The organism is Nonomuraea sp. NPDC048916, from assembly GCF_040649575.1.
Lineage (GTDB): Bacteria > Actinomycetota > Actinomycetes > Streptosporangiales > Streptosporangiaceae > Nonomuraea.
On the sequence record NZ_JBEZFS010000020.1, the window covers coordinates 63353 to 76999 of the forward strand.

The 13647-nt window shown below is 71.5% G+C and carries 11 protein-coding genes; 4 read left to right on the plus strand and 7 right to left on the minus strand.

What is annotated here, in order from left to right; translation table 11 throughout:
* Positions 1 to 18: 18 nt before the first annotated feature.
* Positions 19 to 531, plus strand: coding sequence for a signal peptidase II (gene lspA, locus AB0C16_RS22540; RefSeq protein ID WP_357685905.1), 513 nt, complete (start codon positions 19 to 21; stop codon positions 529 to 531).
* Positions 515 to 1444, plus strand: coding sequence for an RluA family pseudouridine synthase (locus AB0C16_RS22545; protein ID WP_357685852.1), 930 nt, complete (start codon positions 515 to 517; stop codon positions 1442 to 1444). The genes lspA and AB0C16_RS22545 overlap by 17 nt, the downstream gene beginning before the upstream one ends.
* 9 nt (positions 1445 to 1453) lie before the next feature.
* Here AB0C16_RS22545 and AB0C16_RS22550 read toward each other — a convergent pair whose 3' ends face one another.
* Genes AB0C16_RS22550 through AB0C16_RS22575 form a run of 6 tightly spaced genes read right to left on the minus strand, consistent with a single transcriptional unit; the run spans position 1454 to position 7166 of the window.
* The gene (locus AB0C16_RS22550) at positions 1454 to 2275 is read right to left on the minus strand and encodes a hypothetical protein (protein WP_357685853.1); all 822 of its coding nucleotides are present in this window, start codon (positions 2273 to 2275) and stop codon (positions 1454 to 1456) included.
* Positions 2272 to 2778 carry a serine/threonine-protein kinase gene (locus AB0C16_RS22555; protein WP_357685854.1) on the minus strand — a complete coding sequence of 169 codons (507 nt, stop codon included), beginning with the start codon at positions 2776 to 2778 and terminating at the stop codon, positions 2272 to 2274. Before AB0C16_RS22555 ends, AB0C16_RS22550 begins: the two co-directional genes overlap by 4 nt.
* Positions 2779 to 2787: 9 nt before the next feature.
* Positions 2788 to 3099: an AzlD domain-containing protein gene (locus tag AB0C16_RS22560; protein ID WP_357685855.1), complete on the minus strand. Its 312-nt coding sequence runs from the start codon at positions 3097 to 3099 to the stop codon at positions 2788 to 2790.
* Positions 3096 to 3758 carry an AzlC family ABC transporter permease gene (locus tag AB0C16_RS22565; RefSeq protein WP_357685856.1) on the minus strand — a complete coding sequence of 221 codons (663 nt, stop codon included), beginning with the start codon at positions 3756 to 3758 and terminating at the stop codon, positions 3096 to 3098. The genes AB0C16_RS22560 and AB0C16_RS22565 overlap by 4 nt, the downstream gene beginning before the upstream one ends.
* Positions 3759 to 3811: 53 nt before the next feature.
* A complete protein-coding gene (locus tag AB0C16_RS22570) occupies positions 3812 to 5386 on the minus strand; it encodes a protein kinase (protein ID WP_357685857.1) in 1575 nt (524 codons plus the stop codon).
* 10 nt (positions 5387 to 5396) lie between these two features.
* Positions 5397 to 7166: a protein kinase gene (locus tag AB0C16_RS22575; RefSeq protein ID WP_357685858.1), complete on the minus strand. Its 1770-nt coding sequence runs from the start codon at positions 7164 to 7166 to the stop codon at positions 5397 to 5399.
* A 284-nt stretch (positions 7167 to 7450) separates the two neighbouring features.
* Between AB0C16_RS22575 and AB0C16_RS22580 the strand changes: the two genes are divergently transcribed.
* On the plus strand, positions 7451 to 8467 hold the full coding sequence (locus AB0C16_RS22580; RefSeq protein WP_357685859.1) for a chorismate mutase: 1017 nt from the start codon (positions 7451 to 7453) through the stop codon (positions 8465 to 8467).
* A gap of 72 nt (positions 8468 to 8539) precedes the next feature.
* Here AB0C16_RS22580 and AB0C16_RS22585 read toward each other — a convergent pair whose 3' ends face one another.
* Positions 8540 to 9925: an amino acid permease gene (locus tag AB0C16_RS22585; RefSeq protein WP_357685860.1), complete on the minus strand. Its 1386-nt coding sequence runs from the start codon at positions 9923 to 9925 to the stop codon at positions 8540 to 8542.
* Positions 9926 to 10078: 153 nt separating this feature from the next.
* Between AB0C16_RS22585 and dnaE the strand changes: the two genes are divergently transcribed.
* Positions 10079 to 13606, plus strand: coding sequence for a DNA polymerase III subunit alpha (dnaE, locus tag AB0C16_RS22590; RefSeq protein ID WP_357685861.1), 3528 nt, complete (start codon positions 10079 to 10081; stop codon positions 13604 to 13606).
* The last annotated feature ends 41 nt before the right edge of the window (positions 13607 to 13647 follow it).

The window sequence follows — 13647 nt, forward strand, 5'->3', positions numbered from 1 at the left end:
GTCGCGGTCCTCGTCGGGCTGGCCGTGGTCATCTACACGGCCGACCTGATCACCAAGACCGTGGTGCTGCGGGCCCTGGAGGGCAAGCCGCCGCTGGTCGTGATCGAGGGCGTGCTGCAGTTCAGAGTGATCTTCAATTCCGGTGCCGCCTTCAGCATCGGCACCGGAATGACGATCATCTTCACCTTCATCGCCGTGGGCGTGGTGGTGGCCATCCTCCGCACCGCCCGTAAACTGGGCAGCGTCCCGTGGGCGCTCACGCTGGGCCTGCTGCTCGGCGGGGCGCTCGGCAACCTGACCGACCGGCTCCTGCGCTACCCGTCGGGGCTCGGCAGGGACACGCAGTTCCAGGGGCACGTGGTCGACTTCATCGAGGTGCTGCCCGGCCACTTCCCGGTGATCGACTACTTCCCGGTGTTCAACATCGCCGACTCGGCGATCGTCTGCGGCGGGATCCTGGCGGTGGTCCTGGCCTGGCGGGGCTACCAGATCGACGGCACGAGGGAGATCAAGAGTGACCGAGCAGCGTAGCCTGCCCGTGCCCGACGGGCTGGAGGGCGAGCGGCTCGACGCCGCTCTGTCCCGGCTGTTCGGCTTCTCCCGCACCCGGGCGGCCGAGCTGATCGTCGCCGGCGAGGTGCTGGTCGACGGGCGCCGGCCGGCCAAGTCAGACCGGGTTCACGCGGGCGCCTGGCTCGACGTGACGCTCCCTCCGCCGGTGGCGACGCCGATGCCGATCGCCGAGCCGGTGCCCGGCATGAGCATCGTCTACGAGGACGACGACATCGTCGTGGTCAACAAGCCCATCGGGGTGGCCGCCCACCCGACCGTCGGCTGGACCGGCCCGACCGTGCTCGGCGGGCTGCTCGGCGCCGGCCACACGATCACCACCAGTGGCGCGGCCGAACGCCAGGGCATCGTGCACCGGCTCGACGCCAACACCACGGGCGCGATGGTGGTGGCCAAGAGCGAGCGCGCCTACTCCCACCTCAAACGCGCCTTCAAGGAGCGTACGGTCGACAAGCGCTACCACGCGCTGGTCCAGGGGCACCCCGACCCGTTCAGGGGCACCGTGGACGCGCCCATCGACCGCCACCCCTCGGGCGACGGCAGGTTCGCGGTCGTGGCGGGCGGCAAGCCGTCGATCACCCACTACGACACGATCGAGGCGTTCCGGGCGGCTTCGCTGCTCGACATCAAGCTGGAGAGCGGCCGCACCCACCAGATCCGGGTGCACATGTCGGCGCTGCGCCACCCGTGCGTGGGCGACCTGATGTACGGCGCCGACCCGACGATCGCGGCCCGGCTGGGTCTCACCCGGCAGTGGCTGCACGCGGTGGCGCTCGGCTTCGAGCACCCCGGCAGCGGCGAGTGGATCTCCTTCGGCACCGACTACCCCGACGACCTGCAGAAGGCTCTCGACATCGTCCGCGCCGAGTCCTGACCTCGCGGGTCAGTCCTTCTTCCCGGCCTTCTTCTTCCCACCCTTCCGGCCGTTGTCGGAGGGCTCGACCCGGCCAGGGGTGCCCGAGGCCGGCTCGTCGTCCTTCTTGGACTTGGTGGGGGCCGGCTCGCCGGTGGGGCCGCGGGTGGCCTTGCCGCGGTCTTCCCGCGTGGGGTCGGGCGACTCCGGCGCGCCGGAGGGCGGGGTGCCGGTGCGCGCCCGGCGATCGCCCGGGGTGGTGACGGTCCGTTCCGCCGGCTCGTCCGTGGGGACCGGGGTGGGGCCGGAGCTGGACGGCACCGCGCTGGGGCTGCCGGCGGGGACCGACGCGGGCGGGCGGGTGGTGGGCTCGCGATGTGACAGCCACGCCATGCCGCCCGTCGTGAGCGCGACCACGATCGTGCCGGCCGCCAGCACGGCCAGCGGCATCCGCCGGTTCGGCCGGCGCGGGGCAAGGGAGCGCGCGGGCGCGGTCAGGGGCGCGGTCGGGGTCAGGGGCGCGGTCGGCTCGGGCACCTCGCCGGTCACGATCGCGTGCAGCCGCCGCTCGGCCTCGTCCAGGGACAGCCGCTCGGCCGGGTTCTTGCGCAGCAGCCCGAGTACGACCGGCGCGAGCACGCCGGCGCGGGCCATCGGATCGGGCTCGGCGTGCATGACCGCGCCCAGCGTGGCCAGGGCGTGCGGGCGCTGGAAGGGGGAGTGGCCCTCGACGGCGACGTAGAGCGTCACGCCGACCGACCACAGGTCGGACGCGGCGTGGGCCCGGCCGCCGGCCGCCCGCTCCGGCGCCATGAACGCGGGCGTGCCGACGAGGATGCCGGTCCTGGTCACGGGGCCTCGTCCTCCGTGGTGGCGATCCCGAAGTCGGTCAGCACCGCCCGGCCGGAGTCGGTGAGCAGCACGTTGTCCGGCTTGACGTCCCGGTGCAGGACACCCGCCGCGTGGGCCGCGCGCAGCGCCTCCAGCAGTTGGATGCCGATGCCCGCGGCCTCGGCGGGAGACATCGGGCCCTGGTCGCGCACGAGCTCGCCCAGCGTGCGGGAGTGGACCAGCTGCATGACGATCCACGGGTGGCCGTGCTCCTCCAGCACGTCGTAGACGGTGGCGACGCCCGGGTGCGCGACGCGCCCCGCCACCCTGGCCTCGCGGAAGGTGCGGACGTTGAACTCGTCGCGTTCGGGGCCGCTCAGCTCGTGGGGCGGATGGATCTCCTTCAGGGCCACATCCCGGCCGAGCACCTCGTCGTGGCCCTGCCAGACGGTGCCCATGCCGCCCGAGCCGATGGTCTTGATCAGCCGGTAACGCCCACCGACGAGGCCAGCAGATTCGGACATGCGGCCCGACTACCCGAGAAAGCTCCGGACAAGCGCGGTAACCACGGCCGCCGTGGCCAGGACGACGAGAAAGGGCGCGCGGAGCAGGAGCGCGACCACGGCCGCGCCCAGCCCGGCCGTGCGGGCCGGGTCGATGTGCAGCCCGCCGTTCTCGCTGAACATCTGCACGGCGATGAGCGCGGCCAGCAGCGCCACCGGCACCAGCTCGGCGAAGCGGCTCACCACCGGATGGTCGAGGATCCGCCGCGGCGCCGCGAGCCCGGCCAGTTTCAGCGCGTAGCAGCCCAGGCAGACGGCGGCGATGGCCCACCACAGCGTCATCGCGCCATCACCACGAGCACGGCCGCGGCCGACAGCAGCACCGGGACGCCCGGCGGGAGGAACGGGGTGGCGGTGAGCGCGATCGCCGCGCCGCCCAGCGCCAGCCACCGCAGCTCCGCGCTCCCGGCCAGCCTCGGCCACAGGATCGCCAGGAACGTGGCGGGGCCGACCACGTCCAGCCCCAGCACGCCCGGGTCGCCGAGGAACGACGTGCCGAGCGCTCCGCCGAGCGTGGTGAGGTTCCAGGCCACGTACAGGCTGGCGAACGTGGCCGTGAACCCGACTCGGGCGGCGGCGGGGGTCGGCTGGGCGAGGGTGACGGCGGCCGTCTCGTCGATCACGCCGTGCGCGGCCAGCAGCCTGCGCGGCCCGCGTACCCGCAGCAGGTCGGCCATGCGCAGGCCGTACAGGGTGTTACGGCCGCCGAGCAGCAGCGCGCCCGCGGCGGCGGCGGCCAGGTTGCCGCCCGCGCCCACCGCTCCGGCCAGCGCGAACTGCGAGGCGCCGGTGAACGTCAGCAGGCTGAGCACGCACGCCTGCGCCACGCTCAGCCCGGCGGTGATCGCTGCCGCGCCGAAGGCCAGCCCGGACAGCCCCACGGCCAGGCCCACCCCCAGACCGTCCCGGATGGCGGCCGAACGATGCCCTGTTTGTTCCATGTGACACAGGTTATGTGCTGTCCGGAATCCTCAGCCGTGCGTCCGCGGGGCCTTCAGGACGGCCTGAACGTCTGCGCGAACGTGTCGAAATAGCGGCGCTCTCGCGGCCAGCGGGAGTGGGTGGTCTCCCAGTAGATGGCGTACATCCGGCCGTCGGCGGTGCGGAATCCGCGGTTGATCACGTGGATCAGGGCGCCGTCGCGCAGCCTGGTGAACTCCCAGTCGGCCGCGGGACGGCCGAGGTAGGTCGTGGGATCGATGGCGAGGCGCCGGTAGCCGGTGAACTCGCCCCGGTCCTGGATCACCTTCTCCAGGTCCTTCCAGTGGCGCACCGGGTCGGTCCAGGGGCGCTCGGGAACGGTCCACTCGACGATCAGGGTTCCCGGCGAGCCGGGCCTTGTCACGCTGACGCTGTCTCTCACGGGGTGCTTCGTGGCCTGCCAGCCGTGGGGAACGGCGATCGAGAACCGGCCGGCCGTGTCGCGGTAGGCGCGCCAGCCGTCGGGCACCTGCCGGCCGGTCGCGGGCGGGGTGGGCCTCGCGGACGCCGGTGCGCTGGTGGCCGCCCCGGTGGGAGTGGCCCCGGTGGGAGTCGGTCCGGTGGAGCCCTGCGTGGTGGGGATGGGCACGCCGGTGGCGGGGTGTCCCGTCTGAGGGGTGGTGGTCGAGAGGGTGGCGGCGCCCGGGTCCGGTGCGCCCGCCCAGCGGATCGCCAGCACGGCGCCCGTGGCCAGTGCCGCCGTCGCGGCCAGGACCGAGGCCACGACGACCGGGCGCGCGCCGCCCCGCCGGGGTCGCGTCTGGACGGGGACCGTGGTGCCGCCCTCGCCGAACGCCTTCCGCAGCAGCGCGGCGGCCTCGTCGGCGCCCATCCGGGCGCGGGGGTCGCGGGTGAGCAACCCCATGATCACGGGACGGAGCGCGCCCGCCCGCGTGGGCGGGGCGGGCTCGTCACGCAGCACCGCCGCGACCGTCGCCGCCCACGAGTCGCGTTTGTACGGCGGCGCTCCCTCCACCGCGGTGTAGAGCGTCGCGCCCAGCGACCACAGGTCGGACTCGGGCCTCGCGGGCTCCCCGTGGAGGCGTTCGGGCGGCATGTAGGCGGGTGTGCCCACGAGGCCGCCGGTGGCGGTCAGGCCCGCCTCGGCCTCCAGCGAGGCGATGCCGAAGTCGGTGAGGACCACCCGGCCGTCGTCGGCCAGCAGGACGTTCTCCGGCTTGACGTCACGGTGCAGGACCCCCGTCGCGTGGGCGGCCCGCAGCGCGTCGAGCACCCGGCCGCCGATCACCGCGGCCTGCCCGACCGTCAACGGCCCGCGCTCGCGGACCACCTCGGCCAGCGAACGTGACTTGACCAGCTGCATCACGATCCATGGGAGGCCGTCCTCCTCCACGACGTCGTGGATGACGATCACCGACGGGTGGTCGAGCCGGCCCGCCGCCCTGGCCTCCCTGATCGTCCTGCGGTTGAGGTCGGCCAGCTGGGCGTCGCCGACACCGGTGTAGCGGACCTCCTTGATCGCCACCGTACGGTCGAGCAGCTCGTCGTAGGCACGCCAGACGACGCCCATGCCGCCCTCGCCGAGCGGCTCGATGAGCCGGTATCGGCCGTTGATCCGCCTTTCCACGCGGCGCAGCCTACTTGGCGGGTTTGAACGTCGCGGCGAACGTGTCGAAGAAGTGCTTGTCCTTTTTCCAGCGGCTGTTCAGGTTGTGCCAGTAAATGGCATAGCCACGGCCGTTCTCGGTAAGGAAGCCGCGATTGCGGACCCGGGTCTTGCCGGTGTTGGTGTTCCAGGTGAAGTCCCAGTCGGCGGCGGCCTTCATGTAGTCGACCTTCTTGATGTCGATCAGCTTGTAGCCGCCGAACCGGCCCCTGGCCCCCGGCTCCTGCTCCTTCCAGTCCTTGTACGGGTCGGAGCCCGGCTTACGTGCCTCCTCGATCATCAGGAAGGCGTTGGACGCCGCCCCCGGACCGCGGAAGAACACCTGGGCGCCGTTGCGGGTGTATTCCTTCCAGCCCTTCGGCAGGCCGATGGAGAAGCCCATCTTGTCCTTGTACATCTTCCAGCCGCTGGGCAGCGTGGCGGCCGACGCCGTCGGGCCGGACGACGGGGCCGGACTGGGGCTGGGATCGGGGCTCGCCGACTCGCCGGGCGTGGTGCTCTGCGACGTGGACCCACTGGCGGAGGGAGACGCCGGAGGGGAGGAGGGGTCGGCCGACGTGTGGGTCCGGCCGGAGCCCGGGTCGGGGGCGGAGTGCAGGCCGAGGTAGCCGCCCACGCCCGCGACGAGGACGACCGCGCCGGCCGCCGCGAGGATCGGCCCGAGCCGCCGGCCGCCTCCCGAGCCGCCGGACTCCATGGTGGGACCGGTCGGCTCGGCGGGCTTCCCGGGCGCCGGGCCGAGCCGCGCGCCGGTCTCCGGCGGCGCGGGCCGGGCGCGCTGGGTGGACTGTCCGGCCGGGAGGACCAGATCGGGGTCGGTCGGGGTGTCGTCCTCGGCCGGGTCCCGTTGCACGGGGATCCGCCGGCCGCGTGTGTCGGCGGGCGGCTGCGCGGGCATCCGCATGGTCGGCGGCGGACTCGCCTGGGTGATGACCCGGCGCAACAGCTGGGTCGTCTCCTCGTAGGAGGGCCGCTGGACCGGCTCCTTGGCCAGCAGGCCGCTGATCACCTCGGCGAGCGGCCCCGCGTGCGGCGCGGGATCGGGCTCGTCGGTCAGCACGGCGTGCATGGTCGCCAGCGCCATGCCGCGCTCGTGCGGCGAGCGGCCCTCCACCGCCGTGTAGAGCGTCGCGCCCAGCGACCACAGGTCGGACTCGCGCCGCGCGGGCAGCCCCTTGAGCCGCTCGGGCGCGATGAACGCCGGAGTGCCGGCCAGGCCCGTCACCGTGAGCTGTGTCTCGGTCTCCAGCGTGGCGATGCCGAAGTCGGTGAGGACCACCCGGCCGTCGTCGGCCAGCAGGACGTTCTCCGGCTTGACGTCACGGTGCAGCACGCCCGACTCGTGCGCGCGGTGCAGCGCGTCGAGCACCGCGAGGCCGATCTCGGCCACCTTCTTGTGGGGCAACGGCCCGTCCTGCTTGATCACCGCGCCCAGGGAGCGCGAGGGGACCAGCTGCATGACGATCCACGGCCGGTCGTCCTCCTCGATCACGTCGTGCACGACGATCACGTTGGGGTGCTCGAACCTGGCCGCGGCCCTCGCCTCGCGCATCGTACGGCGGTTGAGCAGCTGCACCTCGTCGCCCAGGGCGGCGGCGTAACGGACCTCCTTGACCGCGACCACGCGGTCAAGGAGCTCGTCATGGGCTCGCCAGACGATGCCCATGCCGCCCTTGCCAATGGGCTCCTGCAGCTGGTAACGGCCGGCGATGCGGCGTCCGTCACGCTTGCGATCCGACATCAACGGCCTCAAACCCTCCCTCTAGGCCAAGAAATACTCCCATAGCGAGGGATCAACGGCGACTCGCCGCAAGGACAGTCCGCCATATGAGAAGGGGAGTCCAGCACGTGGATGACCGGTGTAAGGTTCTGACATGACTTGTCGCTACGCGTTTACCGAGCCGGCTCCGGGAGGGCCGGTCGTCCGCTAGCGACCACCTGGAGTCGGCAACAGGCAGAGACGCCTCGTCTCTGCCTTTTTGGTTTCTGCCGGCTCCAGCGGGCCGGCCCGAGCGAGGAGCCGAGATGTCATCGACCTTGGAACGGCACGTCGTCACCGTGGGCGGGCTGCGCGTGGGCGCGGGAGCGGCCGTGGTGATCGGCGGCCGGGTGAGCCTGCGGGAGCGCCGGGGCCCGGCCGGGGAGGTCCTGCGCGAGCGGGCCACGCTGGTGGAGCCGTCCTGCGCGGCCGACCTGCCCGTGATCGCGGCGCGGGCCGACGCGGTGGTGGTGGGGGCGGCGTGGACGCGTGACATCCCGCTGGTGCGCGCCGCGGCCGGGCTGGGGCTGCCGGTGGTGGTCGAGCGCCGCCCCTCGGCGTCGCTGGAGGAGTGGCTCGGACTGGCCGACTACTGCGCGGCCGAGGGCGGTGACCAGGTGATCCTGTGCGAGGGCGGCCGGTTGAACCTCGGGCTGCTCCGGGCCGCCCGGACGGCGTCCGGCCGCCCGGTGCTCGCCGACGTGTCGGCCGACGCCGGCCTGTCGGCGGCGGCCGTCGCGGCGGGCGCCGACGGACTGGTGCTGGACCACTCCCTCTCGGCGGGGGCCGATGGACCGGCGCCGGACCGCTCCCTCTCGGCGGGCGCTGACGGACTGGTGCTGGACCACTTGCTCATCGCCGGCCCGCCGGTTCCCCGTGCTTCCCATCCGGGCGACGACGCGACGGCTGACCGTACGGCCGGAGAGACGGCGCGGGGCGCGATGGCAGGGGAGGCGATGCGCGTGGCGGAGGAGGCCGTGACGCTGGTCGGGGCGCTGCTGCGGCCCGAGACGCCCGCCACGCTGCCGGAGTGCAGGGAGGCGATCGACCGGGTGGACGCGGCGCTGGCCACGCTGCTGGAGCGGCGGGCCGCGCTGGCCGGGATCGTCCAGACGCTCAAGCCGGTCGGCGGCTTCGCGGGCCGCGACCCGGGGCGCGAGCGCGACCTCGTGGCCCGCATGGCGCGCCGCGCGCCCGAGCTGGGAGAGGAGCGGCTGGCGCCGGTCATGAACGCGGTCATCGAAGCGGGCCTGCACCTGGCGGAGGACCGCGCCCGCCGGTGAGGTGGACGACGGGCCCCGAACGTCGCGGCTCGTACGCCCGGGCCGCCGGTCAGCCGGGCGATCAGCCCGCGTTCACTCGGCGGGATTCACGGCCGGGTCGGCGACGGGTTCGATCACCGTGGCCGCACGCCGCCTCCTGAGCGCCGCCCAGCCGAGCGCGATCGCCGCCACCAGCACCGGCAGCAGGTAGAAGGCCACGCGCTGGTCCTCGTCCGCGAACGGCATCAGCAGCACGACCAGCGCCAGGAAGGCGAGCGTCAGCCAGTTCGTGTAGGGGCTGCCCGGCATGGGGAACGCCGAGCGGTGCCCCGACCTGCGCAGCCGCAGCTGGCAGTAGACCAGGGTGCCCCAGGTGGTGATCACGCCCAGCGAGGCGACGGCGGTGGCGATGTTGAACGCCCGCTCGGGCAGGAAGTAGAACAGGGCCACGCCGCCGAGGAACATCGCGGCCGTGAACACGATGCCGCCGATCGGCACGTGCCTGGAGCTGAGGGTCCCGGTGAAGCCCGGAGCCTCCCGCTTGCGGGCCATCGAGCGCAGGATGCGGCCCGTGGCGTACAGGCCGGAGTTGCAGGAGGAGAGCGCGGCGGTGATCACGATGAGGTTCATCGCGTCGGCCGCCCACGGCACGCCCAGGCCGTCGAAGACCGTCACGAACGGCGAGGTGCCGGCCCGGTAGGCGGTCCACGGCAGCACCATGGCCAGCAGCACCACCGACCCCACGTAGAAGATCGCGATGCGCCACACCACCCCGTTGATCGCCTTCGGCATGACCTCGTGCGGCCTGGCCGTCTCGCCCGCGGTGATGCCGACCAGCTCGATCGAGGCGTACGCGAACACCACCGACTGCAGGCTCATCAGCACGAGCGGGGCGCCGGTGGGGAAGAAGCCGCCGTGTGCGACGAGGTTCTGCGGCCCGGCCTGGCCCACGGAGAAGAGCACCAGCGCCAGGCCGACCACCAGGAAGGTGACGATGGCCAGCACCTTGAGCATCGCGAACCAGAACTCCAGCTCGCCGAAGAGCCTGACCGACAGCAGGTTGACCACCAGCACGAACGTCAGCGCGATCAGCGCGGTGAGCCACTGCGGGAAGCCCGGGGCCCAGTAGGAGACGTAGGCGGCGATCGCCACCAGCTCGGCGATGCCGGTGAAGGCCCAGTTGATCCAGTACATCCAGCCGCTGGCGAACGCCGCCCACGGGCCGATGAACTCGCCGGCGTACTCGACGAACGAGCCCGACACCGGCCGGTAGAGCACCAGCTCGCCGAGCGCCCGCATGACGAAGAAGGCGGCCAGCCCGGCGGCGGCATAGGAGATCATGAGCGCGGGACCGGTCGCGGCCAGCCGCCCGCCCGCGCCGAGGAACAGGCCGACGCCGATGGCCCCGCCGATGGCGATCATCTGGACCTGGCGGTTGCCCAGCGAATGCCGGTACCCTTCGTCGCTTTCCGTACGCATCGGGTGTCCCTTTCGTCACTCTCCGTAAAGATGACGATAACCGGGACATGCCTCCCGGCGAGGTCGGCACGCCGTCCCGTACGGCAGGCGAGATGTCGGTGGGGACCACTAGAGTCGGAGCGCACACCACAACAGACCGGGAGGCGCCGCTCCATGTCGTCCAGCGACTCGTTCGTCCATCTGCACGTGCACACCGAATACTCCATGCTCGACGGGGCCGCACGCCTCAAGCAGATGTTCAAGCAGGTCGGCGACCTGGGTATGCCCGCGATCGCGATCACCGACCACGGCAACCTGCACGGCGCCTACGACTTCTACAAGCAGGCGACCGGGGCGGGCATCAAGCCGGTCATCGGCATCGAGGCCTACGTGGCCCCCGAGCTGCGCCACAACAAGAAGCCGGTGCTGTGGGGCGAGCCCCACCAAAAGCGCGACGACGTCTCGGCGGGCGGCTACTACACCCACATGACGATCTGGGCGCGCGACAAGGCCGGCCTGCACAACCTGATGCGGCTGTCCTCGCGCGCCTACACCGAGGGGTTCGTCCGCAAGTGGGCGCGGATGGACGCGGAGATCCTGGCCGAGCACGCCGAGGGCCTGATGGCCACCACCGGCTGCCCGTCGGGCGAGGTGCAGACCAGGCTCCGGCTCGGCCAGTACGACGAGGCGCTCAAGGCCGCGGCGAAGTTCCAGGACATCTTCGGCAAGGACAACTTCTACCTGGAGATCATGGACCACGGGCTCGACATCGAGCGCCGGGTCCGCGACGGGCTGACCCGCATCAGCAAGGAGCTCGGCATCCCGCCGCTGGTCACCAACGACTCCCACTACACCTACGAGTCCGACTCGGCCTCGCACGACGCCCTGCTGTGCATCCAGACCGGCAAGCAGCTGTCCGACCCCGACCGGTTCCGCTTCGACGGCAGCGGCTACTACATCAAGACCGCCGACGAGATGCGCGCGGTCGACACCTCCGACCTGTGGGCGGAGGGCTGCCGCAACACGCTGCTGGTGGCCGAGAAGGTCGATCCGAGCGGGTTCTTCGAGTTCAAGAACCTCATGCCGACCTACCCGATCCCCGACGGCCTGACCGAGCAGGCGTTCTTCCGCAAGACGGTCTGGGAGGGCATGGACCGCCGCTGGCCGCAGGGCTACGACGACGAGCACCGCCGGCAGGTCGACTACGAGATCGGCATCATCGAGCAGATGGGCTTCCCGAGCTACTTCCTCGTGGTCGCCGACTTCATCATGTGGGCCAAGGAAAACGGCATCCGCGTCGGGCCGGGCCGAGGCTCGGCCGCCGGCTCGCTGGTGGCCTACGCGATGGGCATCACCGACCTCGACCCGCTGCCGCACGGCCTGATCTTCGAGCGGTTCCTCAACCCCGACCGCGTCTCCATGCCCGACGTCGACATCGACTTCGACGAGCGCAGGCGGGCCGACGTGATCCGCTACGTGACCGAGAAGTGGGGCGCCGACAAGGTCGCCATGATCGCCACGTTCGGCACCATCAAGGCGAAGGCCGCCATCAAGGACGCCGGCCGCGTCCTCGGCTATCCCTACGCGCTCGGCGACAAGGTGTCCAAGGCGTTCCCGCCCGCGGTGATGGGCAAGGACATCCCGCTGGCCGGGATCTTCGACAAGGACCACCCCCGCTACGACGAGGCGGGCGAGCTGCGCAGGCTCTACGAGGAGGACGTCGACGTCAAGGCGACGATGGACCTCGGCAAGGGCCTGGAGGGCCTGATCAGGCAGACCGGCGTGCACGCCGCCGGCGTGATCATGTCATCAGAGGTGATCACCGACTACATCCCGATCATGCGCCGCGACTCCGACGGCGCCATCATCACGCAGTTCGACTACCCGACCTGCGAGACGCTCGGCCTGCTGAAGATGGACTTCCTGGGCCTGCGCAACCTCACGATCATCGACGACTGCCTCAAGATGATCGAGTCGACCGCCGGCGAGTCGATCGACCTGCTCAAGCTGCCGCTCGACGACCGCAAGACCTACGAGCTGCTCGGCCGGGGCGACACGCTGGGCGTGTTCCAGCTCGACGGCGGCGGCATGCGCTCGCTGCTGCGGCTGATGAAGCCCGACAACTTCGAGGACATCTCCGCCGTCGGCGCCCTCTACCGGCCCGGCCCGATGGGGGCCAACTCCCACACCAACTACGCGCTGCGCAAGAACGGCCAGCAGGAGATCACCCCGATCCACCCGGAGTTCAAGGAGTCGCTGGGCGAGATCCTCGACACGACCTACGGCCTGATCGTCTATCAGGAGCAGGTCATGGCCATCGCGCAGAAGGTCGCCGGGTTCTCGCTCGGCAAGGCCGACCTGCTGCGCCGCGCGATGGGCAAGAAGAAGAAGGCCGAGCTGGACAAACAGTTCGAGTCCTTCGAGGCCGGCATGAAGGCCAACGGCTACTCCGCCGAGGCGATCAAGACGCTGTGGGACATCCTGCTGCCGTTCTCCGACTACGCCTTCAACAAGGCCCACTCCGCGGCCTACGGCCTGGTCTCCTACTGGACCGCCTACCTCAAGGCCAACCACCCGGCCGCCTACATGGCCGCGCTGCTGTCGAGTGTCAAGGACGACAAGGACAAGTCGGCCCTCTACCTCAACGAGTGCCGCCGCATGGGCATCAAGGTGTTCCCGCCGGACGTCAACGACTCCGACTTCGACTTCACCCCGCGCGGCACCGACATCCGCTTCGGCCTGTCGGCGGTGCGCAACGTGGGCGGCAACGTCGTCGACGGCGTCATCTCCGCCCGCCGGGAGAAGGGCCGCTTCGCCGACTTCAAAGACTTCCTGCGCAAGGTCCCGGCGATCGTCTGCAACAAGCGGGTGATCGAGTCGCTGATCAAGGCCGGCTCCTTCGACTCGCTGGGCCACGTCCGCAAGGGCCTGGTCATGGTGCACGAGCAGGCCGTCGACGCGATCATCGACATCAAGAAGAACGAGGCCATCGGCCAGGACTCGTTGTTCGGCGCGATCGAGGACGGCGAGGACCAGACGTTCGACGTGCAGATCCCGGTGGGCGAGTGGGACAAGAACACCCTGCTGCAGTTCGAGCGGGAGATGCTCGGCCTGTACGTCTCCGACCATCCGCTGTTCGGCGTCGAGCACATCCTGGCCTCGGGGGCCGACTGCTCGATCGCCGCCCTCCAGGACGACAGCCGCCCCGACGGCCAGATCGTCACGGTGGGCGGCATCCTGAGCGGGGTGCAGCGCAAGGTCACCAAGAAGGGCGACACCTGGGTGCTCACCCAGCTGGAGGACCTTGAGGGCGCCATCGAGGTGATGATCTTCCCGTCGGCCTACCAGCTGTGCTCGACGATCCTGGCCGAGGACGCGATCGTCTTCGTCAAGGGCCGCGTCGACAAGCGCGAGGACGTCGCCAAGGTCATCGCCATGGAGGTGACCGCGCCCGACCTCACACAGGAGGCGGGCGGCCCGCTGCTGGTGAGCCTGCCGCTCAACCGGTGCACCGCGCCGGTCGTCGGCCGCCTCAAGGAGATCCTCAGCACCCATCCGGGCACCTCCGAGGTCCACCTGCAGGTGCACAACGGCCCCAAGACGACCGTCATGCGGGTCGAGGACCGCCTCCGGGTGACGCCGTCGCCGGCGCTCATGGGCGACCTGAAGCAACTGCTCGGCCCGGCCTGCCTGGGCGCCTGAGCTCCGCACCGCGCGGGGGCTTTTGCTCGCCGGCGGCCCCG